Below are 23,454 nucleotides of genomic sequence, written 5' to 3'. Positions count from 1 at the left end.
GGCTTCGGCCGCCCCTTTTCGTTCAGGGCGCCAGTTGCACCACGATGCCCTCGTTGGGCCTGAGGTCGATGGTGTCGCCCACCTGTTCGCCCGCGCGATCGCAGAAGGTGGAGAGGAGCAGGCGTCCTCCCCCCGTAGCTTCCGGCAGCGTCGCCGACAGCGGGTTGCCGCCCAGATTCAGCGCCACCAGCAGCCCCTCCCCCTCCCCCTGCCTGAGATAGGCGACGAGATCGCCCACCGCCGCCACCGGGGACCACAGCCCCACGGACAGGGCCGGATGCGCCCGCCGCAGGGCCAGCAGCGCGCGGGTGAGGGTGAGCAGGGAGGCCGCCTCCCCGCGCTCCCGCTTCACGTTCACCTCGGTGAAATCATCCGCCAGCGGCAGCCACGGCTCCACCGTGGAGAAGCCGGCGAACGGGCCGTCGTCCCACTGCATGGGCGTGCGCGCGCCGTCACGGCCGAGGCCGAGGCCGGGCACGTTCTTCTCGAACGGGTCCTGCACCCGCTCGGGCGGGATGGGCACCTGTGCCATGCCGATCTCGTCGCCGTAATAGAGCGTCGGCGTGCCCCGGAGCGTCAGCAGCAGCATGGCCGCCACCCGCGCCTGATCGGGACCGAGGCGGCCGACGACGCGCGGGCGATCGTGGTTGGAGAGCACCCAGTTGGGCCAGCCGCCCTCGGGGATGGCGGCCTCATAGGCGGCGATCAGCGGCGCCAGGTCCGCGGCATTCCACGGCGCCGCGAGCAGCGTGAAGTTGAACGGCAGATGCACGCCGCGCCCGTCCTCGCCGTAATAGGCGGGGATGCGGTGGAGCGGCAGATAGGCCTCGCCGATCAGCACCCGGTCGCCCTCATAGGACTCGACGAGGTCACGGAAGCCCGCGATCACCTCCATCACCTCCGGCCGGTCGCCGGTATAGAGCTGGCTCAGGGCGGAATGCGGGTTCATGCCCTCGTGGAAATCGGGGTTCGGCGGATTGTCCCGGAACTCGGCATCCTTGATGACGTGCCAGAGCGCATCGATGCGGAAGCCGTCCACGCCCCTGTCCAGCCAGAAGCGCAGGACGTCGTGCATGGCTTCGACCACGTCCGGATTGCGCCAGTTGAGGTCCGGCTGCTCCTTCAAAAAGGCGTGGTAGTAATACTGGCCGCTCGCCGCATCATATTCCCAGGCGCTGCCGCCGAATTCCGAGAGCCAGTTGTTGGGCGGGCCGCCATCCGGGCCGGGATCGCGCCAGATGTACCAGTCGCGCTTGGGATCATCCTTGCCCGAGCGGGAGGCCTTGAACCAGGGATGATCCTGCGACGAGTGGTTGGGCACGAAATCGAGGATGATCCTCAGCCCCAGCCCATGAGCCTCCTGAACCAGCCGGTCGAAATCTTCGAGCGTGCCGAACAGGGGATGGATGGCGGTGTAGTCGGCCACGTCATAGCCGAAATCCGCCATGGGAGAGGGATAGATGGGGGAGATCCAGATGGCGTCGATGCCGAGGTCGGCGAGATAGGCGAGCCGGGAGATGATGCCCTTGAGGTCGCCCACGCCATCGCCGTTCGAATCCTGAAACGAGCGCGGATAGATCTGGTAGACCACGCCGGACTGCCACCACAAAGGCCCGGTCTTCAGCCGCTCGCGTTCCTGCTCCGCCATTGGCATCTTCTCCCGCTCTGCCGGAGCACTCTGGCGCTCCGACTCAGATTGGAGAAGTACGGCCGGCCCGGTTCGGTTTCATGACCGGCCATTTGGGAGGGCTGGAACGCCCTCCCCTCAGGCCGCGCGGCAACGGTCGATGGCCCAGCGCACCAGCTTGCGCACGTCCGGGTCCGGGTCGTCATAAACGGCTTCGAGCGCGGGCACGGCGGCGGGATCGGCGATCTCGCCCAGCGCCGCGGCGGCCTCCTTGCGCACGTTGGACAACTGGTCGCCCAGCGCCTCCGACACCACCGGGACGGCCGCGCGGGCCTTCAGCTTGCCGAGCGCGTTCACCGCCTTGGCCTTCACCTGCCAGGCATCGTCATTGGCAGCGACGATCAGCGGGTCCACCGCCTCGAGAATCTTCGCCTTGCCGATGGAATAGGCGGCTTCCTCGCGCACCTGCCAGTGGCCGTCCTTGAGCCCGGCGATGAGCGCAGGGACACCAGCCGTACCGCTCTTCACGAACACGAGGGCCGCCATCACCGCCCGGCGCACCGCCGCTTCCGGATCGGTGGCGGCGAGCAGCAGCGCGGGCAGCGCGGCATCCGCCTTCAGATAGCCCAGCACGCCCAGCGCCTCGCGCCGCACGGCAATCTCCGGGTCAGTGAGGGCGGCGAGAGCCACCGGCATGGCCGAGGGGTCCTGCATGTCGCGCAGCGCCCGGAGCGCTGAGGCGCGGACGAAGGCCGAGTACGCATCGCCCGTCTCCTGCGCCCGCTCGATGAGGCGGGGGGCGGAGGCCGGCTCCTTCTTGTCGGCGAGGCTCTCGGCAGCAGCGAGGCGCACCGCCTCCTCCGCGTCGTCCAGCGCATCGATGAGGCCGAGGGCGGCCGGCAGGCCGGAATGCTCGTCCAGGGACTTGGCGGCGGCTTCCCGCACGCCGGCATCCTCATCCTTCAGGCCGGCGAGCAGCAGGTCCACGGCGCCCGGGTCCACGCTCTCGGCAAGGCCCAGCATGGCGACGCGGCGGATGCCGGGATCGGCGTCGCGGGCACGCTCGGAGACCGCATCGAGGTCGTCGTCGAAATCGTCGAAGATGGCCATGGCGCTCACCGCAGCAGATAGGGGATTTCGACCTTCACCGCGCCGGTGGGGCAATCCACCTCGCACGGCATGCAGTACCAGCACTCGTCATACTTCATGTGCGCCTTGCCCGAGGCCGGGTTGATGGCGAGCACGTCGAGGGGGCACACGTCGATGCAGACGCGGCAGCCCTTCTCGGCGATGCACTTGTCGTCATCGACGGTCACGGGCACGGAGGTGGTGTGATTGGCGAAAGGCATGGGGGCAGCTCCGGAATTTCGTGTGAGGGGCTCACTCGGCGGCGATGGCCGGGGTGCGCAGCTGGTGGTAGGCGCCCATCTCGTCCTCATCGATCTCGACGACATAGGGGTCCACCGCGCGCTTCTTGTGCGCCATGCGGCCCATCTCGTCCTTGTAGAGGAGGGTGTGGCAGAACCAGTTCTCGTTGTCGGTGGCGGGGTGGTCGACGCGCCAGTGGTAGAGACCCCAGCGGCTTTCGGTGCGGTAGAGCGAGGCGGCGGCGGCCATGTCGGCGCAATCGAGGATGGATTGCAGCTCCAGCGCCCGCATCAATTCATGCGGATCCTTCACGCACAGGGCCGAAAGATCGTCGCGCACCTCGGCGAGGCGGGCCTGGCCGATCTTGTACTTGGCGGTCACCTTCGGCGGCTGGAGATAATCGTTCACGAGGCGGCGGGCCTTGTATTCCATCTCGAAGGGGGTGAGGCCATCGTCGCGACGGGTGGGCGCCATCACGCGGGCCTGCTCGCGGGAGATATCGGCGGCGTCATAGGCCGGCAGGTCGGTGGAGGCGCAATAGTCGGCCGCATCCTCACCGGCGATGCCGCCGTTCACGAAGGCGCCCAGCATGTAATTGTGCGGCACGCTCGCCATGTCGCCGGCGGCATAGAGGCCGGGCACGGTGGTGCGGGCATTCTCGTCCACCCACACGCCCGAGGCGGAGTGGCCGGAGCAGAAGCCGATCTCGGAGATGTGCATCTCCACCATCTTCTCGCGGTAGTTCGTGCCCCGCTTCTCGTGGAAGCGTCCGCGCGAGGGGCGCTCGTTGGAGTGCAGGATGGTCTCGATCTCGGAGATGGTCTCCTCGGCGAGGTGGGTCATGTTGAGGAAGACGGGGCCGTTGCCGCTCAAGAGCTCGCCGTAGAACTCCTTCATCATCTGGCCCGACCAGTAGTCGCACTCGATGAAGCGCTCGCCCTTGTTGTTGGCGGTGTAGCCGCCGAACGGGCCGGTGACGTAGGCGCAGGCCGGGCCGTTGTAGTCCTTGATGAGCGGGTTGATCTGGTAGCACTCGAGGTTCGCGAGGCCCGCGCCGGCATGGTAGGCCATGGCATAGCCATCGCCGCAGTTCGCCGGGTTCTCGTAGGTGCCGAAGAGATAGCCGGAGGCCGGCAGGCCGAGGCGGCCGGCGGCGCCGCAGGCCAGCACCACGGCCTTGGCGCGGATCACCAGGAACTCGCCGGTGCGGGTGTTCACCCCGATGGCGCCGGCGATGCGGCCGTCCGTGCCGGTCAGCAGGCGGGTGGCCATGTAGCGGTTGGTCACCAGCACCTGGTGCTTGCGCAGCTGGCGGTAGAGCGCCTTCTTGACGTGGTGACCTTCCGGCATGGGCAGTACATAGGTGCCCATGTGGTGCACCTTGCGCACATTGTATTCGCCGGAGCCGTCCTTCTCGAACTTCACGCCGATGGAATCCAGATACTGGATCATCGGGTAGGAGCCGGTCGCGTAGGCCATCACCGCCTTCTGGTGGACGATGCCGTCATTGGCGACGGTGATCTCCTTCACATACTGCTCGGGCGTGGCGTAGCCGGGAATGACGGCGTTGTTCAGCCCGTCCATGCCCATGGAGACCGCGCCGGAGCGCTTCACATTGGCCTTCTCCATGAGGACCACCTTGAGGCCGGGATTTTTCTCCTTGGCCTTGATGGCCGCCATCGGGCCGCCGGTGCCGCCGCCGATGACAAGGATGTCGGTCTCGACGATCTCGGTCTTCATCTCGCTGTCGAACGCGCTCATGGGTTCATCTCCGGAAGGTCGTTGGCGGCCTCGGCGGCCAGCGCCGCGAGATAGGCGAAGGGATAGACCCCGCGCTTGTGGCCGTCGGAAAAGGTGAGGTTCAGGCCGTGCGCGCCGAACGGCTCCACGCCGGTGAGGGCCACGCCGGGGAAGGCTGAGGGAAAGCGGTCGCGGGCGCGGTCCGCCGTGCAGGCGGCGCAGCGGCAGGCGGAGCGCAGACGCTCGGCGGAGAATTCCGCCCGCGTCCCGCCATAGGCGAGGGTCAGGCGGCGCCGGTCCCGATCGAGGCGGATTTCCTCGACTTCAAGGGGGAGGGGTGCGGGGGCGGACGTCATCATGGCCCCGATTGGACCTCGCGGGCCCTCCGGCCGATAGCAACTAGTTGCTGGCTGGAGCACTTCCAGGAAGCCGCTCCCCGCAGGCCCGGCCTGCGCTATGGTACCGGTCGCGGATCACGGGAAGAGCGGCATGGATCAGGTCGAGTGCATCGTCGCCGGAGCGGGCGTGGTCGGCCTCGCCGTCGCCCGCGCGCTAGCGCTGGCGGGCCGGGAAGTGGTGCTGGTGGAGGCGGCGGACGCCATCGGCACCGGCACGTCCTCGCGCAATTCCGAGGTGATCCATGCCGGCATCTATTATGAGCCCTTAAGCCTCAAGGCCGAGCTGTGCGTGCGCGGCCGGGCGCTGCTCTACGCCTTCTGCGAAAGCCACGGGGTGGGGCACAGGCGCATCGGCAAGCTCATCGTGGCCGCAGCGCCTGAAGAGGTCGCCTATCTGGAGAAGCTGGCGAGGATCGGGGCAGCCAACGGCGTCGATGACCTCAGGATGTTGAGCGGCGCGGAAGCGCGGGCGCTGGAGCCGGCCCTCTCGGCCCACGCGGCGCTGCATTCGCCCTCCACCGGCATCGTGGATTCCCACGGCCTCATGCTGGCGCTGCTCGGCGACATGGAGGCGGCCGGCGGGATGCTCGCCCTCTCCTCCCCCATCGTGGCCGCCGAGGCGGGGGCGGACGGCGTCGTGCTCACCACCGGCGGGCCGGAGCCCATGACGCTCGCCTGCCGCCTGTTCATCAACGCGGCCGGGCTCGATGCCCCCGCGCTCGCCCGCGCCATCTCGGGAATGCCGCCCGATCTGGTGCCGCAGGAGACCATGGCCAAGGGCAATTACTTCACCTGCCTCCGGAAGGTGCCCTTCTCCCGCCTGATCTATCCGGTGCCGGAGGCGGGAGGGCTCGGCACCCACCTCACCCTCGATCTCGGCGGGCAGGGCCGCTTCGGGCCGGATGTGGAATGGGTGCGCGAGCGGCGCTACGAGGTCGATCCCACCCGCAAGACCACCATGATGGCCTCCATCCGCCGCTACTGGCCGGACGTGCGCGAGGAGGATCTGGCGCCGGGCTATTCCGGCATCCGGCCGAAGATCCCCGGCGTGGATGGGCGGGCGCCGGATTTCGTCATCCAGGGGCCGGCGGTGCACGGCGCGCCGGGGCTGGTGAACCTGTTCGGCATCGAATCGCCGGGGCTGACGAGCTGCCTCGCCATCGCGGAGCGGGTGGTGGAGGTGGCGCGGGGATAGGGCGGCCGGCGGGCACCTCCCCTCTCCCCTTGCGGGAGAGGGGCCGGGGGTGAGGGGGCTACCCGAACCCATCACCAGCCAACGGGCAAAAGGCGCCATACCCCTCACCCCAACCCTCTCCCGCAAGGGGAGAGGGAGCGACGCCGGACGCAAGGCGACAACACAAACAAAAAGGGCAGCGGCCGGAACCGCTGCCCTTTTCAAGATCCGAAGGCGGGCGGCCGTCAGGCCAGCTCGGTTTCCTTCTTGCGCTCCTCGCGCTTGCGGTCGTTAGGGTCCAGCAGGCGCTTGCGCAGGCGGATGGACTTAGGCGTCACCTCCACCAGCTCGTCGTCCTGGATCCACGCCAGCGCTCGCTCCAGCGTCATGCGGATGGGCGGGGTCAGGCGCACCGCCTCGTCCTTGGAGGTGGTGCGGATGTTGGTGAGCTGCTTGCCCTTCAGCACGTTCACTTCCAGGTCGTTGTCCCGGTTGTGCACGCCGATGAGCATGCCCTGGTACACCTTCCAGCCGGGCTCGATCATCATCGGGCCGCGGTCTTCCAGGTTCCACAAAGCGTAAGCCACCGCCTCGCCCGCCGCATTGGCGATAAGCACGCCGTTGGTGCGGCCGGCGATCTCGCCCTTGTAGGGCGCGTACTCGTGGAACAGCCGGTTCATGATGGCCGTGCCGCGGGTGTCGGTGAGCAGTTCCGACTGGTAGCCGATAAGGCCGCGGGTGGGCGCGTAGAAAACGAGGCGCTGGCGGTTGCCGCCGGAAGGCCGCATCTCGATCATCTCGGCGCGGCGCTCGCTCATCTTCTGGACGACGGTGCCGGAATATTCCTCGTCCACGTCGATCAGGACTTCCTCGATGGGCTCCAGCACCTGGCCCGTCGCCTCATCCTTCTGGAACACCACGCGGGGACGGGACACGGCGATCTCGAAGCCCTCGCGGCGCATGGTCTCGATCAGCACCGCGAGCTGCAGTTCGCCACGGCCGGAGACGAAGAAGGAATCCTTCTCGGTGGATTCCTCGATCTTCAGCGCCACGTTGCCTTCCGCCTCGCGGAACAGGCGGTCGCGGATGACGCGGCTCGTCACCTTGTCACCCTCGGTACCTGCGAGGGGCGAATCGTTCACGATGAACGACATGGTGACGGTGGGCGGATCGATGGGCTGGGCCGCCATGGCCTCGGTCACTTCGAGCGCGCAGAAGGTGTCGGCCACCGTGCCCTTGGAGAGGCCGGCGATGGCGACGATGTCGCCCTGCACGCCTTCCTCGATGGGCTGACGCTCAATGCCGCGGAAGGCGAGGATCTTGGAGACGCGGCCCTGCTCGACCAGCGAGCCGTCCTGCGCCAGCACCTTGATGGCCTGGTTCGGCTTGATGGAGCCGGAGGTGATGCGCCCGGTGATCATGCGGCCGAGGAAGGGGTTGGCCTCCAGCAGCGTGCCGATCATGCGGAACGGGCCGTCGTCCACGGTGGGCTCGGGCACATGCTTCAGCACGAGATCGAACAGGGGCGCCATGCCCTGGTCCATGGGACCTTCCGGGCTGTCGGCCATCCAGCCGCTGCGGCCGGAGCCGTAGAGGATGGGGAAGTCGAGCTGGTCGTCGGTGGCGTCGAGCGCCGCGAACAGGTCGAACACCTCGTTGATGACTTCGGTGGGACGGGCGTCGGAGCGGTCCACCTTGTTGATGGCGACGATGGGCTTGAGGCCGATCTTCAGCGCCTTGCCGACCACGAACTTGGTCTGCGGCATGGGGCCTTCCGCTGCGTCCACGAGCACGATGGCACCGTCCACCATGTTCAGGATACGCTCCACCTCGCCGCCGAAGTCGGCGTGGCCGGGGGTGTCCACGATGTTGATGCGCGTGTCCTTCCAGACCACCGAGGTGGCCTTGGCGAGGATGGTGATACCGCGCTCCTTTTCCAGATCGTTGGAATCCATCACGCGCTCGGCCACGCGCTGGTTCTCGCGGTAGGACCCCGACTGCTTCAGCAGCTCGTCCACCAGCGTGGTCTTGCCGTGGTCGACGTGGGCGATGATGGCGATGTTCCGCAGCTTCATGGAGGGTCCAGCACGAAAACGCGGGTCCGAATGGTTCGGGCCCGCCGGGAAAGGGGTATTTTGCGGCGCAAAATACACACAAACCGATCAAGATCAATGTGCCGGCGCTGCGGCCATGTCACCGGGCCCCCTAGGAACCGCGCCGGCACCACGCCGCAAAGCCCTTGAACGCAACGCCTCGGCGCCCCTTGCTGCCACGTCCGCGCGGGTCCATCACGCAGGTTGGCGGGTGCGCACCCACCTGATGCGGAGAGCGATGGGGATGTTGATGGACGGAGCATTCGCTGCGGGCCTTCTGGTGAGCATCATCACCATCGCGATCCAGGCCCTGGGTACCGTCGTCGTCATCAAGATGGTGCGGATCGCTGCGCAGCACCTCAGCGGACGGCGCAAGATCGAGACACTCGTCGTCGTCATGGCGGCCTCGGGAACGCTGCTCACCGTCTTCCACCTCGTGGAGGTGATGGTGTGGGCGCAGCTCTACGCGCTCACCGGTGCCACCGAGCCCGACAACATCTATTATTTCGCCTTCGTCAATTTCACGACGCTCGGCTACGGCGACCTCATCCCGGCCCGGCCCTGGCGCATCCTCGGGCCGATGACGGCGGCCAACGGCATGCTGCTGTTCGGCTGGTCCACCGCCGTTCTGTTCTCCGTGCTGTCGCGGGCCATCGCCCAGCTGCACATCAAGTAGCGCCAGCGCCGTCCCGCGTTTGAGGTAAGAGCGTCCCGCCCCGGCTGCGCTATAGTGGTTCATCGTGAGGGGCGCACGCGGACCATGGTACCAGGAGCATCACAGCAGCAGAGACCGGACCCGACGGTTCCGGCAGGAACGGCGCCGGCCGCCCTGGCGGCCGCACAGGTGATGGCGCGTCATCCCTATTTCGCCGGCTTTCCGCTGGAGGAGCTCAGCGCCCTCATCGCCGGTGGTGAATGGATGGACGTGGCGGCCGGCACCCGCCTGCTCTGCCGGGGCGACATCGGGACCTTCGCCCTGCTCGTCTTCGAGGGCACGGCGGTCGTCACCATCGACACGCCCTACGAGCACGTCCAGCTCGCCCAATTGCAGGCGCCGGCGGTGATCGGCGAGATCGCCGCCTTCACCGGCGTCGCCCGCACCGCCCATGTGGATGCCCTCACCCCCATCCGCGCGGTACGGCTGTCCGCCGAGGCCCTGGAGGCGGCGGGGCGGGTGCATCCCGATCTCCTCTCCGCCGTCATGCGCCAGTTCGGCCGCCGCTTCGAGACCTTCAACCAGGTCTTCGGCTTCTACGCCAACGCCCTGAATGCGCTGGAACGGCGCAACTTCGACCTCGCTTTGCTCGACGACCTGCGCAATCCGCTGCCGGAGATGGTGGATTTCTCCCACTCCTTCCGCCGTCTCGCCGAGGCGATCATGAGCCGGGCGGCCGAGCGGCGGGAGATGGCCAACGCCGCCGCCATCCAGCGCGCCATGCTGCCCCCGCCCCTGCCGGCGGAGACGCTCGCCGGACAGGCGGACATTTTCGCCGCCATGCGTCCGGCGAAGGACGTGGGCGGCGATTTCTACGACTACTTCCTCATCGACGGCCGCCGGCTGGTGGTGACGCTCGGCGATGTCGCCGGCAAGGGCACCCCCGCCGCTTTGTTCATGAGCGCCACCCAGACCGCGCTGCGCATGGTGCTGCGGAGCGAGCCGGACCTGGCCGTCGCGGTGGCGCGGGTGAACGAGCTGCTCTGCGCCACCAATGGCGAGGACATGTTCGTCACCCTGTTCTGCGGCGTCATCGACCTCGACACGGGCCTCCTCACCTACTGCAATTGCGGCCATACGGACTGCATGATCCTGCGCGCCGACGGAGGGCTGGAGCGGCCCGCCGCCACCGGCCCGGCCCTTGCCATGATGGAGGGTGCCCGCACCCGTGCCGCGACCGTGTCCCTCGCCCCCGGGGATCGCCTGTTCCTGTTCTCGGACGGCCTCACCGACGCGTTCAACCCGGCGGAAGAAGCATTCGGCGAGGCGAGGCTCGAAGCCGCCGCGCAGGCCGCCCTTGTGGCAGCGCCCGATCTTCCGGCCGCGACCTTCATCACCGGCCTGCTCGACACCGCGACCCGCTGGGCCGACACCGCCCCCCAGTTCGACGACATGACCGCGCTGGCGGTGACGCTCGGCCCGCGCTGATCGCGGAACCTCGCCCCCGCCCTGCGTGTTGCCCAAAGGGGGCCGAGCGAGCGGAGGACGGCCATGGCCCATGAAGAGAGCACGCACCCGGCGGCTTTGGACGGCCTGCCGGCGCGAACGCCGCTGGAACTGGACATCGCCACGGCGGCCCACCGCAAGCTGCTGGTGCTGGCTCTGCAGCTGATGGCTGGGGACGAAACCCTCCGCCTCGCCCTTATGGAGGCCGTCAGCCAGACGCTGACCTTCCACGATTCCCACGAGGACGCCGGCCTCGAGGCCGATGCCGCCTTCGCCTTCGAGCGGCGGGTGGACGCGGAATTCCGCCGCATCCTGACCGACGTGCAGGCGGTGCTCGGCGACGGGATGCGCTCCCCCGTGGTCTGAGCGGGACGGCACGGCACGCCGATTGCTTCGTTCGGCGCACGATCCTCAGTTCCGTGTCCGCATCCGGACGCATTGCGCGGAAACCCGCCCATGAGCCAGTTCTCCTTCGCCCACGCCGGCAATACCGACTGGCAGGCCGCCCTTGGCTCCTGCTGGAGCCAGCTGCACGCTCAACTGGCGGACAAGCCGCCGCCGACGCTCGGCTGGTGCTATCTCTCCGACCGCTACACCGGTGCCGCCGGAAACATCATGGAGGCGCTGAAGGCGGGCCTGCCGGCGGTGCGCTGGGTCGGCACCATCGGCGTGGGGGTCGCGGCGGACGATGTGGAATATTTCGACGCGCCCGGCATCGCGCTCATGCTGGCCGACATTCCGCCCGACGACTTCCGCGTCTTCTCCGATCTGGCACCGCTCGGCACGGACGGGTTCGAGCCCTTCACCGCCCTCGTCCATGCCGATGGCGGCACGCCGGACCTGCCCGAGCGGCTCAAGTCCCTGGCCGGACAGACCCTCACCGGCTACCTGTTCGGCGGCCTGTCCTCCGCCCGCAACCAGCCTCTGCTGTTCGCCGACGACGTGATGCTCGGCGGGGTGTCGGGCGTCGCCTTCGGACCCGAGGTGCCGGTGCTGTCCCGCGTCACCCAGGGCTGCCAGCCCATCGGCCCCAAGCGGACCATCGACCGCGCCGAAGCCAGTTACCTCGTCACTCTCGATGGCGGACGCGCCCTCGACTGCGCGATGGAGGACCTCGGCCTGCCCGCCGACATCCCCGACGAGCAGCTGCGCCTCGAACTCGGCCAGACGCTGGCCGGGCTGATCGCGCCGGGTGAGGACACAAGCTCCGCGCCGGGCCGCTTCGGCACCGACACGCAGGTCCGCCACCTCTTGGGCGTCGGCCGCAAGGCCGGGGTGCTGGTGGTGGCGGAGCAATTGGAGGCCGGCACCAGGCTCGCCTTCTGCAAGCGCAACGCGGAGGCTGCGCGCCACGATCTCCTGCGCATCGTCGCCGAGGTGAAGGCCCAGGCCGAAGCCGCCGGCGGCGCCCGTGGCGCGCTCTATGTGAGCTGCTCCGGCCGCGGCGGCCCGCATTTCGGTGCCCCCAACGCGGAGTTCGCCATGGTGCGCGAGGCCCTCGGCCCGGTGCCGCTCGTCGGCTTCTTCGCCGGCGGCGAGATCGCCCGCCACCATCTCTATGGCTATACCGGCGTGCTCACGCTCTTCGCCTGAGGGCCACGCGCGCCGCCCCCCAGAGCATCCCGACGAATGAAAGCCGCAGCGCGGAACCCTTGGCAAAGGCCGGGTTTCGGCTCGCGCCCGCGCGCCCGGCACCCCGATATGCCTTAGCGTCAGCCCGGCCGCCCTATAGCAGACCCGCCGGATTTTGCAGTGCCGCATGTCACGATAGTGCCATTTGGCACTATTGCCGGAGACATGGCCCGGCGCGTTAGAGTTATCCCAATAAGAAAACGACCGGGAACAGACAAGCAAGCTCTTCATCGAGAAGCGACAGTCTTGATGTGCGCATCCGTGCGCGCAGAGCCTTCTGTTTGTCTTTTTCGGCGAAGAGATCCGGTCGTCACACGCCTGCCTTCCGGATTATTTACGGGGAGTTGAGATGACGCACGAAACGCTGGGTGTCAGCAAATACGATATTCTTTTCGAGCCCATCAAAATCGGGCCGAAAACCCTTCGGAACCGCTTTTACCAGGTGCCGCACTGCATCGGCGCCGGTTCCGACAAGCCCGGCTTCCAGGCCGCGCACCGCTCCATCAAGGCCGAAGGCGGCTGGGCGGCCCTCAACACGGAATACTGCTCCATCCACCCGGAATCGGACGACACGCACCGCGTCTCCGCCCGCATCTGGGACGAGGGCGACGTGCGCAACCTCGCCGCGATGACCTCGGAAATCCATAAGTACGGCGCGCTCGCGGGCGTCGAGCTGTGGTACGGCGGCGCCCACGCCCCGTGCATGGAGACGCGCCAGACCGCGCGCGGCCCGAGCCAGTATGCCTCCGAGTTCGAATCCCTCACCTACTGCCACGAGATGGACTACGACGACATCCGTCGCGTGCAGGGCTTCTACGTGGAGGCGGCGCGCCGCGCCCGCGATGCCGGCTTCGACATCATCTATTGCTACGGCGCGCACTCCTACCTGCCGCTGCAGTTCCTCTCCAAGTATTACAACAAGCGTACCGACAAGTACGGCGGCAGCTTCGAGAACCGCGCCCGCTTCTGGGTCGAGACCCTGGAGCAGATGAAGGCGGCCGTGGGCTCCGAATGCGCCATCGCCACCCGCTTCGCCGTCGACACGCTGATCGGCGAGGACGGCATCGAGGTGGAGCGCGACGGCCTCAAGTTCGTCGAGCTAGCCGACGACCTCGTCGACCTGTGGGACGTGAACGTGGGCGACATCGCCGAATGGGGCGAGGACGCCGGTCCGTCCCGCTTCTACCGTCAGGGCCACCAGCTCTCCTGGCAGAAGTTCGTGAAGCAGGCCTCGAAGAAGGTCGTGCTGGGTGTCGGCCGCTTCACCGATCCGGAGAAGATGGTCGAGGTCATCCGCAACGGCGAGCTCGACGTCATCGGCGCCGCCCGCCCCTCCATCGCCGATCCCTTCCTGCCGGAGAAGATCCGCGACGGTCGGCTCGACGACATCCGCACCTGCATCGGCTGCAACGTCTGCATCTCCCGCTGGGAGATCGGCGGCCCGCCCATGATCTGCACCCAGAACGCCACCGCCGGCGAGGAATTCCGTCGCGGCTGGCATCCCGAGCGCTTCCCCAAGAAGGGCTCGGACGATGCCATCCTGGTGGTGGGCGCCGGCCCCTCCGGCTCCGAGTGTGCCCGCGTGCTCATGGAGCGCGGCTATGTGGTCCATCTCGTGGACAGCGCCGAGAAGGTCGGTGGCTATGTGAACGAAGTCGCGACCCTGCCGGGCCTCGGCGAGTGGAGCTATCACCGCGACTATCGCGAGGTGCAGCTCGGCAAGCTGGTGAAGCGCAACCGCGACAGCCAGATCGCCCTCGGCGGCAAGAAGCTGTCGGTGGAGGACGTGCTCTCCTACGGCGCCGACAAGGTGGTGATCGCCACCGGCGCCCACTGGGTCACGGACGGCACCAACTGCCTCACCCACGCGCCCATCCCGGGCCTGGAAGGCACGCCGCGCGCCAATGTGCTGACGCCGGAAGACGTGATCCTCGGCACCAAGCCCATCGGCAAGCGGGTGATGATCCTCAATGCCGACCCCTACTACATGGCGCCGAGCCTCGCGCAGAAGCTGGCGGAGGCAGGGCATCAGGTGACGGTGGCATCGGGCGTGGAACTCGGCCGCTACATGCACTTCACGCTGGAAGCGCCGAACATGCACCGCATGCTGCACGAGCTGCACATCAACGTGCTCTCCAGCACCTGGGCGAGCCGCGTGGAAGACGGGCGGATCGAGCTCTACAACCTCTGGGGCGACGGGCATAAGCGCGTCTATACCGGCCCCGGCAAGATGCCGCGCAGCGCCAACACCACCCACGCCTGGCACGAGTACGACACCCTTGTGCTGGTCACCGCCCGCCGCTCCGAGGATGCCCTGTTCCGAGCCCTCAAGGCGCGCTCCGGCGAGTGGGACGCCCGCGGCATCAAGGGCGTGTACGTGATCGGCGACGCCTGGGCGCCCAAGCTCATCGCCGATGCCACTTTCGACGGGCAGCGTCTTGCCCGCGAGATCGAAGAGGCGAACCCGCAGGAGCCCAAGCCCTACCGGCGCGAAGCTGCCGTCTACGGCTCGCCCTACCAGCCGGGCGGCTCCTACGAGATCCGCTACCAGGGCTAGTTCCCCTCGTCCTGGTCAGAGCGGGCGGGGCGCGGCAGATCACGCGCCCCGCATGCCCGCCGTCGTCGGGGTCCAATCCCTCGGCCGGCACGGGCATTCGCATGAGCACAGCCAAGAAAAAAATCAGAGGGCGAGCAGCACATGATTCCGAACGGCATCGATCCATCCAAGGTCACGCGCATCCTGTTCCAGGATTTTTCGCCCTGGATGCTCGCGATCTTCTATGTTTATGCCATCGGCTGCATGGCGGCGTTCGCCTGGGGCGTCTATGCCCAGGTGCACAAGTATCGCGCTGGACGCCGGGGCGCGCGCCTCGCCTGGGGCGACATCGGCCGCAGGCTTCTCGATACCGCGAAGACCATCGCCTCCCATCGCACGCTGCGCCGGCGCGACACGACCGCCGGGCGGCTCCATGCCTTCATCTTCTACGGCTTCACGCTGCTGTTCATCGGCACCGCGACCATCACCCTGCAGGAAGACATTCTCGGCCCGCTCATCGGCCTCGAATTCTGGCACGGCCACTTCTATTTGCTGTTCAAGCTCACGATGACGCTCGCCGGCACCGGCTTCATCTGCGGCCTCCTCTACATGATGTGGCGGCGCGGCTGGCTGAAGCCGCCGAAGCTCGATTATGCGCGGCCCGACCGCACGCCGCAGGACGCCGACTTCTCCCGCGAGCGCTACCGGATCGAGGACTGGGCCTTCCTGTGGACCCTGCTGCTCATCGGCATCACCGGCTTCCTGCTCTCCGGCGCCCGCATGGTGTGGCTCCAGAATGATCCGGCGGTGTGGGACACGCGCTGGTGGGCCCCGGTGGGCGCGTCCATCGCCGCCGGCCTGAAGGCGGTGGGCTTCACCAGCGCCGGCGCGGGCGCCCTGCGCATGGGGCTGTGGTGGCTGCACGGCGTGCTGGCGCTCACCTTCATCGCGCTCATTCCCTACACCAAGGCGAAGCACATCTTCACCGCCGCCGCCTCGTGGCTGCTGCGCAATCCCGACGCCATCCGCCACCTGCCGCTGGGCGATCTCGATGCCGACCGCATCGGCTATCGCGAGCTGGGCGATGTCGCGAGCCGCTATCTCGTCCAAGCGGATGCCTGCACCAAGTGCGGCCGCTGCCACGAGGCCTGCCCGGCGCGCGCCGCCGGCTATCCGCTCTCCCCGCGCGACGTGGTGCTGACACTGCGCGAGCAGGCCAACACCCATCTGGGCGAGGTGCTGCCCAAGCCCCGCGCCGCCGGCTGCGCCACGCCCCTCATCGGCCTCGCCACCGGAGAATACCGGCCGGAGACCCTGTGGTCCTGCCGCCAGTGCGGCGCCTGCACGGAGATCTGCCCGGTGGGGGTGGAGCACGTGCCGCTCATCAACATGCTCCGCCGCACGTTGGTGGACGAAGGCGAGATGGACCCGGCCCTCCAGCGCACCCTCGGGGCGGTGAACAAGACCGGCAACTGTTTCAACGAAAGCCGCCGCAAGCGCCCCAACTGGACCAAGGACCTGCCGTTCAAGATCAAGGACGCGCGCAAGGAGCCCGTGGATGTGCTCTGGTTCGTGGGCGACTATGCGAGCTTCGACCCGCGCAACCAGAAGGTCAGCCGCGCCTTCGCCCGCATTCTCCATTCCGCAGGCATCGACTTCGGCATCCTCTACGAGGGCGAGACCACGGCCGGAAACGACGTGCGGCGCGTGGGCGAGGAGGGCCTGTTCCAGCAGCTCGCGGAAGGCAACATCTCGACGCTCGGCGATTGCAGCTTCAACCGCATCGTCACCACCGATCCGCACTCCTTCAACACGCTGAAGAACGAGTATCCCGACCTCGGCGGCACCTATGACGTCAGCCACGCCAGCGCCTTCCTGAAGGAGCTGATGGCGGACGGGCGCATCACCCCCGCCCGCAAGCTGGACTTCACCGTCACCTATCACGACCCCTGCCACCTGGGCCGCCTCAACAAGGGCTATGACGCGCCCCGCGAGGTGCTCGCGGCCACCGGCGTGAAGCTGGTGGAGATGGGCAAGAGCCGCGACAATTCCTTCTGCTGCGGCGGTGGCGGCGGCCGGGTGTGGGTGCCCGATCCGCCCGGCACCACCAAGGTGGGCGAGATCCGCGCGCGGGAAGCGGCCGAGATCCATGGCCTCGATGCTCTGGTGGTCAACTGCCCCAAGTGCATGACCATGCTCGAGGACGCGGTGAAGACCACCGGCAACGAGCGCAATTTCCGGGTGCTGGAGCTGACCGAGCTGCTCGCCGAGGCGCTGGAGCCCGAGGAGCCTGCCGTCCTTCCCGCCCACGCCGAGGTCGGCTGAGCGATGCGCGCGCCCGCCAACATCGCCGCGCTGACGGGGGCGCTGATCGCCCGGGGCGACGCCTATCTGGCGCTGCCGGCCTACGGGGCGGAGGGCGCGGAGTGGGCGCAGGCGGCGCTGGCGCGGCTGCTGCTCTCGAACGCGCGGCTGAAGCTGGTGTTTGCCGCGCTGCCCTTCGCGCCTCCGGCCTTCCTCGCCCTCCTCGCCGGCGAGGACCGGCCCGCCATCCTCCAGCGCATCGTGCGCAACCCGGCCACCTCAGGCGCGACGCTGCTGCGCCTGGCGCGGCAGAGGGACGATGCGGAGACCCGCAAGGCGCTGGCCGCCCATGCTCACACGCCGGCCGTGGCGCTCATCGGCCTCGCCATGCATGCGGACGCCGACGTGCGCGCCGCGCTGCTGCGCAATGCCGGAACGCCGGCCGTCGCCCTCCATGCCCTGCTGGACCATGCGGATGCCGCGGAGCGTGCCGCCCTCGCCCGCCATCCGCAGGCGGACGCTGACCTGCTGCGCACTTTGCTCGCAGGCGGCGACGCCGTGGTGCGCGCTGAGGCGGTGGCTCATCCCCATTGCCCGCTCACGCAAGTCGCCGATGCGTGCGTCGATGCCGATGCCGCCATCCGCCGCCGGGCGGCCTCCAATCCCGTGCTACCGCCGAGCCTGCGTCAGGCGCTGATGGGTGATCCCGATCCGGCCGTCCGCGCGGAGGCCCTGCGCCTTCATGCGGAAGGCCAGGAACCGGCTTTGACCGATGACGGCGACGTCCGGGTGCGCCGCGCCCAGGCCCGCCATGTGGCCCTGCCGGAGGATCTGGCGGAAGCCCTCTCCCGCGACGGCGACGTGTGGGTGCGGGTCTGGCTTGCCCGCAATCCCGCGCTTCCCGCCGGCCTTATCCAGCGGCTGGGCGGCGATGCCGAGGCGCGGGTGCGCCATGCCGCCGGCCGCAATCCGGCCTGTCCGGCCGACGTGCTCGCGACCCTCGCCCGCGATGGCGACGAATGGGTGCGCGCCGCCGTGGCCTGCCGCCCCGACCTTCCCGCCGAGGCCTTGCGCGCGCTCGAACAGGAAGACGCGGTGGATGTCGCCTCCGCCGTCGCCCGCAACCCGCAGGCGCGGGACGCCGCGCTCCGCCGCCTCGCCCGGCACGGACAGGCGGACGTGCGCCGTGCGGTGGCGCTCAATCCCGATGCCCCGGCAACGGCCCTGCGCCTGCTGCTGGACGATCCCTATCCCCTCAACCGCGCTTTTGCCGTCCGCCATCCGAACCTTCCGGTGGCGGATGCCTGGGGCTCAGCCGACGACGACGCGCCGCAGGTGCGCTTCGCGGTGGGCAAGCGCGCCGTTACCCACGCCGCGGCCGCAGGGCGCGCCGCACGCAGGCACCTCGAAACCTTCCCACAGCCGTGAGGGCACCCATGAAAATACTCGTGCCGGTGAAACGCGTCGCCTCGCTCGATGACGAGTTCGAGCTGCGCGACGATGGTCGCGACGTCGACCCGGATTTCTGCGAGTTCGACCTCAACGAATTCGACGAATACGCGCTGGAAGCAGCGGTCCAGATCAAGGAAGCCGCGCCCGAGGGCTCGGTCGAGGTGGTGGTCCTGACCATCGGCCCCGACGATGCCGACGACGTGCTGCGCAAGGCCCTCGCCAAGGGGGCCGACCGCGCGATCCGCGTGGACGATGCCGGCCTTGAAGAGGCGGACCGCGTGGCCATCGCCCGCGTCATCGCCAAGGTGGCGGAGAACGAGGAGCCCGGCCTCGTGCTGTGCGGCGCGCAATCCGCCGACCAGGGCAACGCCCAGACCGGCATGTCGGTCGCGGCGCTGCTCGGCTGGGCGCGCACGGCGGTGGTCTCGAAGCTCGACTTCACCCCCGGTGCCGCCACCGCGCAGGTGGAGCGCGAACTGGAAGGCGGTCTGGTGGAGCGCATCGAGGTGGAGACGCCCGCGGTGCTCACCATCCAGCTCGGCATCAACACGCCGCGCTACGCCTCCCTGCGCTCCATCAAGCAGGCCAACGCCAAGCCCATCGAGTGCCTGACGCCCCACGACGTCGGCCTTGCCGACGCCGAGATCGGCGGCGCCGGCGCGCTCAGCCGGGTGCGGCGCGTGTTCGTGCCCGAGCGCGGGCGCGGCGAGATCATCGCGGGCACACCTTCCCAGCAGGTGGCCCGTCTCCTGGAGATCATTTCGGAGGTGAACGGCTGATGTCCGGAATTCTCATCCTGGCCGAGCACCGGCGCGGCACCCTGCGCGACGCCACGCTGGAGGCCATCGGCGCCGCCGGCACGCTCAAGGCGGCCCTCGGCGGTCCCGTCACGGTCCTCGTCATCGCGGCCGATCCCGCCCCCCTGGTGGCGGCCGTCAGCGTCGGTGCGGTGGACGAGGTCATCACCGTCGCCCGTCCCGACGCGGCGACCTACGAGCCGCACGTCTACGAGGCGGTGCTGCGCGCCGTCATCGCCCAGCGCTCGCCCGCGCTGGTGCTGATGCCGCACAGCGTGGACAGCTTCTCCCTCGCCCCCGCCGTCGCCATCGGCGAGGGCCTCGGCTTTGCCACCGACGTGTTCGGTGTCGCGGTCGAGGACGGACAGGTGGTGGCGACGCGCGCCGGCTACAACGAGAAGGTCTTCGTGGAGATCGACTTTCCCGGTCGCTCCGGCGTGCTCCTCACCCTGCGCGGCGGTGCCTTCGCGCCGGAGACGGCGGCGGCCAGCCCCACCGTGTCCGCGCTCGACGCGGATGCGGGCGCGGCCCGCAGCAAGCACCTCGACTGGCGCGATCCGCCGGCTTCCGGTGGCATCGACATCCCCGGCTCGCCCTTCATCCTCTCCATCGGCCGCGGGGTCGGGGACGAGGCGAACGTGGCGCAGTTCCTGGAGCTGGCGGAGGGCCTCGGCGCGACGCTCGGCTGCTCGCGGCCCATCGCCGACAACGGCTGGCTGCCCAAGGCGCGTCAGGTGGGCCAGTCCGGCCAGCTGGCGGCCAAGTGCAACCTCTACATCGCCATGGGCATCTCCGGCTCGGTGCAGCACCAGTGGGGCATGAAGCACGTGGAGAACATCGTGGCGATCAACAAGGACCCCGAGGCCTCCATCTTCACCATCGCCCGCTACGGCATCGTCGGCGACATGCTGGAGATCGCCGAGGAGCTGCGGAAGCAGAAGGGCATCCAGTAGAGCACAGCTGAAAATCCGGGCCGGGACCGAGCGCCAAATCGGTCCCGGCATCCGGCCATGACGATCGCGTCCAGAGGCAAGAAGAGCGACCTCCGATTTCGTCGGAAGCGCCGCAAGGGTGACGACAGACACCATCCGGGCCGGGCACGCATGCCATCGCCCCGAAGCACCGGGCAAGGGAGGACACCGTGACGACGATAACCAACATTCACGCGACAACGGAGGGTGACGGGAAACTGCACCGCTCCATCAGCTGGACCGGGGCCTTCTGGGTGGCGAGCGGCGTGCCCGCGCTCGTGCTCTTCTCCATCGGCGGCATCGCCGGCACCACCGGCACGCTCTCCTTCCTCGTCTGGGCCATCTCCATCGGCATGGGCTTCATCCAGTCCTTCATCTATGCCGAGATCGCCGGCCTGTTCCCGAACAAGTCGGGCGGCGCCTCCATCTATGGCGCGGCCGCCTGGGTGCGCTACGTGAAGCTGGTGGCGCCACTCTCGGTGTGGTGCAACTGGTTCGCCTGGAGCCCGGTGCTCTCGCTCGGCTGCACCATCGCCGCCGCCTACATCCTCAACGCCTTCGCCCCCATCCCGGCGGTGAACAGCGCGGAGGTGGCGCAGTGGATCGCCGCCCATGCCACGACCCTCACCGGCACCGATGCCGAGAAGGCCGCGGCGGCCGTCGCGGCGCTGACGCCGGCGGTGCGCGACTGGACGCTGTTCTCCCACGCCATCGGCCCCGTCTCCTTCTCGCTGAATGCCTCCTTCTTCGTGGGCGCGACGCTGATGCTGGTGGTGTTCGCCATCCAGCACCGGGGCATCATGGGCACCGCCAGCGTGCAGAAGTGGATCGGCCTCTCGGTCATCATCCCCATGATCATCGTCGGCCTTGTGCCGATCCTCACTGGCAAGGTGGACTGGGGGAATTTCTCGCCGCTGGTGCCGCTCGCCGCCGCCGGCGCGGCCGATCCCGGCAGTTGGAACATCCCGGGCTGGACGCTGGTGCTCGGCGGCCTGTTCATCGCCGCCTGGTCCACCTACGGCTTCGAGACAGCCGTCTGCTACACCAGCGAGTTCCGCAATCCCGAGAAGGACACCTTCAAGGCCATCTTCTACTCGGGCCTCCTGTGCCTCGCGCTGTTCATCCTCGTGCCCTTCACCTTCCAGGGCGCGCTGGGACTGACCGGCATGCTGGACCCCGCCATCGTGGACGGCTCGGGCGTCGCCCAGGCGCTGGCGCACATGGTGGGCGGCGGCAAGATCGTCGAGAGCGCCCTCGTGATGCTCATGATCCTCGCGCTGATGCTGTCCATCATGACGGCCATGGCGGGCTCCTCGCGCACCCTCTACCAGGGCGCCGTGGACGGCTGGCTGCCGCGCTTCCTCGGCCATGTGAACGAGCACGGCGCGCCCACGCGGGCCATGTGGACGGACCTGTGGTTCAACCTCGTGCTGCTCGCCATCGCCTGCGCCGATGCCACCAGCTTCTTCTTCGTGCTGGCGGTGGCCAACGTCGGCTACATCATCTTCAACTTCCTGAACCTCAACTCGGGCTGGATCCACCGCATCGATTCCGGGCATGTGGCACGGCCCTACAAGGCCCCCACCTTCCTGCTCGTGCTCGGCACCGTCTTCGCCTTCGCCAATGCGGTCTTCATGGGCGCGGGCGCCAAGGTGTGGAACCCGGTGGCGCTGTGGGCGGGTCTCATCACCGCCGCCCTCATCATCCCGGTCTTCATCTTCCGGCACTATGTGCAGGACGGCGGCAAGTTCCCGCACGAGACCTTCGAGGACCTGCAGGTCGGCGACGGGACGAAGACCCAGAAGCGCGCCGGCATCCTGCCCTACCTCGCGCTCATCGCCGGCATCGCGGTGGTGATCCTCTCCGACCTCTTCTTCCACCTCTGATCCGCAAGGAACATGCAGGATGACACAGGGACTTTCCGCCTTCTCGCGCCTCTCCGCGCTGTCCGACCGCCACCGCGCGCTCGGCACCGCCTTCGAGGCTTCCTGGAACGACATGCCGGTGCCGCAGAACTACGCCACCGACACCTATGACGAGGTCATCGCGGTGCGCACCGCCGCAGGCCTGTTCGACGTCTCCGCGCTGCGCATGATCGACGTGGCGGGCAAGGAAGCGCTCGCCGTGCTGAACGAGATGTGCACCTCGGACATCTCGAAGATCGCGCCCGGCGCCTCCTCGCTCACCAGCGTGGTGGACGAGAACGGCTCGCTCATCGACGACGTGCTGATCTATTGCGACGGGCCGAATGCCTATCGCATCTCCCACGGCGGCGGCTCGCTGGAGGACATCCTGCCCGGCGTCGCGGCGGGGCGGGACGTGACCTTCACCAAGGACAACGACGTCCACATCATGTCCCTGCAGGGGCCGAAGGCGCTCGACATCCTCAACCCGAACACCCCGTTCGCGCTGGAGACCCTGCCCTATTTCGGGCACCAGCGGACGACGCTGTTCGGCCGTCCGGTGTCCATCGCCCGCGGCGGCTATTCCGCCGAGCGGGGCTATGAGGTGTTCTGCGCGGCGGCGGATGCGGTCGCCCTGTGGGACGCCATCCTCGCCGCCGGAAAGCCGGTCGGGGCCATGCCGGTCTCCTGGTCCTGCCTCGACGTGGTGCGGGTGGAGGGCGGCCTGCTGTTCTTCCCCTACGACATGCCGCAGGGCGACACCACCCCGTGGGAAGTCGGCCTCGGCTGGACGGTGGACCTGTCCAAGCCCGCCTTCCGCGGCCGCGACGCGCTGGTGCGCCGCAAGGGGCAGGAGCGGGTGGCGCAGGTGGGGGTCGAGATCGACCACCACGCCGCCGTGGAACCCGGCGCCAAGCTGTTCCGGGACGGCAAGGAAGTGGGGCTCGTGAACTCCACCGCCTACAGCCGCTACCTCATGCGCTCCCTCGCCCTCGCGCATGTGACGCCGGACCTCGCCGCCGTCGGCACCGAGCTGGAGGTCCGCGGTGCCGACGGCACGTTCGCGGCGCGGGTGGTGAAGACGCCCTTCTACGACCCGCTGCGCCTGCGCACCCATCCGCTTGAAGAACGTACGGCCTGAAACCTTAGCCACCTCAGGCCGTCGTGCCCCAGGGTTCTCTCCGGGCTTCCTCCGAGGAGCTTCCCCCTGGGCGCTCGCCGGAGAGCGTTCCGTCCCAATCGCGCTCTCCGGCCCTTCCCCTTGGGGCCGGCTTCGGCCGGCCCCATTTTTCTGAAG

Annotated in this window: 18 protein-coding genes; 12 read left to right on the top strand and 6 right to left on the bottom strand. The window is 68.6% G+C overall.

Annotation, left to right across the window (positions count from 1 at the left end):
* Positions 1-22: 22 nt before the first annotated feature.
* The 5 genes from A37E_RS0114500 to A37E_RS0114480 all read right to left on the bottom strand — a co-directional run bounded on the left by A37E_RS0114500 (position 23) and on the right by A37E_RS0114480 (position 5,094).
* Positions 23-1,654, bottom strand: coding sequence for an alpha-amylase family glycosyl hydrolase (locus A37E_RS0114500; RefSeq protein WP_156026324.1), 1,632 nt, complete (start codon positions 1,652-1,654; stop codon positions 23-25).
* 111 nt (positions 1,655-1,765) lie between these two features.
* Complete coding sequence (locus A37E_RS0114495; RefSeq protein ID WP_029557256.1) at positions 1,766-2,737, bottom strand: HEAT repeat domain-containing protein; 972 nt, start codon at positions 2,735-2,737, stop codon at positions 1,766-1,768.
* A 5-nt stretch (positions 2,738-2,742) separates the two neighbouring features.
* A complete protein-coding gene (locus A37E_RS0114490; protein ID WP_024277657.1) occupies positions 2,743-2,976 on the bottom strand; it encodes a ferredoxin family protein in 234 nt (77 codons plus the stop codon).
* A gap of 31 nt (positions 2,977-3,007) precedes the next feature.
* On the bottom strand, positions 3,008-4,756 hold the full coding sequence (locus A37E_RS0114485) for a fumarate reductase/succinate dehydrogenase flavoprotein subunit (protein ID WP_197022979.1): 1,749 nt from the start codon (positions 4,754-4,756) through the stop codon (positions 3,008-3,010).
* Positions 4,753-5,094 carry a DUF971 domain-containing protein gene (locus tag A37E_RS0114480; RefSeq protein WP_051679039.1) on the bottom strand — a complete coding sequence of 114 codons (342 nt, stop codon included), beginning with the start codon at positions 5,092-5,094 and terminating at the stop codon, positions 4,753-4,755. The genes A37E_RS0114485 and A37E_RS0114480 overlap by 4 nt, the downstream gene beginning before the upstream one ends.
* 130 nt (positions 5,095-5,224) lie before the next feature.
* On the opposite strand from A37E_RS0114480, the gene A37E_RS0114475 reads away from it, so the two are divergent.
* Positions 5,225-6,328 carry an NAD(P)/FAD-dependent oxidoreductase gene (locus tag A37E_RS0114475; protein ID WP_029557253.1) on the top strand — a complete coding sequence of 368 codons (1,104 nt, stop codon included), beginning with the start codon at positions 5,225-5,227 and terminating at the stop codon, positions 6,326-6,328.
* A 224-nt stretch (positions 6,329-6,552) separates the two neighbouring features.
* On the opposite strand, the gene typA is transcribed toward A37E_RS0114475, so the two are convergent.
* Entirely contained in the window at positions 6,553-8,382 is a 1,830-nt protein-coding gene (gene typA, locus A37E_RS0114470; RefSeq protein ID WP_029557252.1) for a translational GTPase TypA, read from the bottom strand.
* 268 nt (positions 8,383-8,650) lie between these two features.
* Here typA and A37E_RS0114465 point away from each other — a divergent pair, with 268 nt between their 5' ends.
* The 11 genes from A37E_RS0114465 (at position 8,651) to A37E_RS0114415 (ending at position 23,298) form a co-directional block, all read left to right on the top strand.
* Entirely contained in the window at positions 8,651-9,076 is a 426-nt protein-coding gene (locus A37E_RS0114465) for a potassium channel family protein (RefSeq protein WP_024277652.1), read from the top strand.
* A 171-nt stretch (positions 9,077-9,247) separates the two neighbouring features.
* Positions 9,248-10,543 (top strand): SpoIIE family protein phosphatase, encoded by a 1,296-nt coding sequence (locus A37E_RS26000; RefSeq protein WP_051679038.1) that lies wholly within the window; start codon positions 9,248-9,250, stop codon positions 10,541-10,543.
* A 63-nt stretch (positions 10,544-10,606) separates the two neighbouring features.
* Positions 10,607-10,927 carry a hypothetical protein gene (locus A37E_RS0114455; RefSeq protein ID WP_029557249.1) on the top strand — a complete coding sequence of 107 codons (321 nt, stop codon included), beginning with the start codon at positions 10,607-10,609 and terminating at the stop codon, positions 10,925-10,927.
* Positions 10,928-11,017: 90 nt separating this feature from the next.
* Positions 11,018-12,154: an FIST N-terminal domain-containing protein gene (locus A37E_RS0114450; RefSeq protein WP_029557248.1), complete on the top strand. Its 1,137-nt coding sequence runs from the start codon at positions 11,018-11,020 to the stop codon at positions 12,152-12,154.
* A gap of 388 nt (positions 12,155-12,542) precedes the next feature.
* Positions 12,543-14,750, top strand: a complete 2,208-nt coding sequence (locus A37E_RS0114445; RefSeq protein ID WP_029557247.1) for an FAD-dependent oxidoreductase — start codon at positions 12,543-12,545, stop codon at positions 14,748-14,750.
* A 141-nt stretch (positions 14,751-14,891) separates the two neighbouring features.
* Positions 14,892-17,054 (top strand): heterodisulfide reductase-related iron-sulfur binding cluster, encoded by a 2,163-nt coding sequence (locus tag A37E_RS0114440; protein ID WP_029557246.1) that lies wholly within the window; start codon positions 14,892-14,894, stop codon positions 17,052-17,054.
* A 3-nt stretch (positions 17,055-17,057) separates the two neighbouring features.
* Positions 17,058-18,461, top strand: a complete 1,404-nt coding sequence (locus A37E_RS0114435) for a hypothetical protein (protein ID WP_051679037.1) — start codon at positions 17,058-17,060, stop codon at positions 18,459-18,461.
* 8 nt (positions 18,462-18,469) lie between these two features.
* The gene (locus A37E_RS0114430) at positions 18,470-19,264 is read left to right on the top strand and encodes an electron transfer flavoprotein subunit beta/FixA family protein (protein WP_029557244.1); all 795 of its coding nucleotides are present in this window, start codon (positions 18,470-18,472) and stop codon (positions 19,262-19,264) included.
* Entirely contained in the window at positions 19,264-20,235 is a 972-nt protein-coding gene (locus A37E_RS0114425; RefSeq protein WP_029557243.1) for an electron transfer flavoprotein subunit alpha/FixB family protein, read from the top strand. The genes A37E_RS0114430 and A37E_RS0114425 overlap by 1 nt, the downstream gene beginning before the upstream one ends.
* Before the next feature lie 188 nt (positions 20,236-20,423).
* Positions 20,424-22,139 carry an APC family permease gene (locus A37E_RS0114420; protein WP_029557242.1) on the top strand — a complete coding sequence of 572 codons (1,716 nt, stop codon included), beginning with the start codon at positions 20,424-20,426 and terminating at the stop codon, positions 22,137-22,139.
* Between the two features lie 19 nt (positions 22,140-22,158).
* Positions 22,159-23,298 (top strand): aminomethyltransferase family protein, encoded by a 1,140-nt coding sequence (locus A37E_RS0114415; protein ID WP_029557241.1) that lies wholly within the window; start codon positions 22,159-22,161, stop codon positions 23,296-23,298.
* The last annotated feature ends 156 nt before the right edge of the window (positions 23,299-23,454 follow it).

The organism is Xanthobacter sp. 91, from assembly GCF_000702385.1.
GTDB lineage: Bacteria > Pseudomonadota > Alphaproteobacteria > Rhizobiales > Xanthobacteraceae > Xanthobacter > Xanthobacter aminoxidans.
This window is presented reverse-complemented; position numbering and strand designations above follow the sequence as displayed.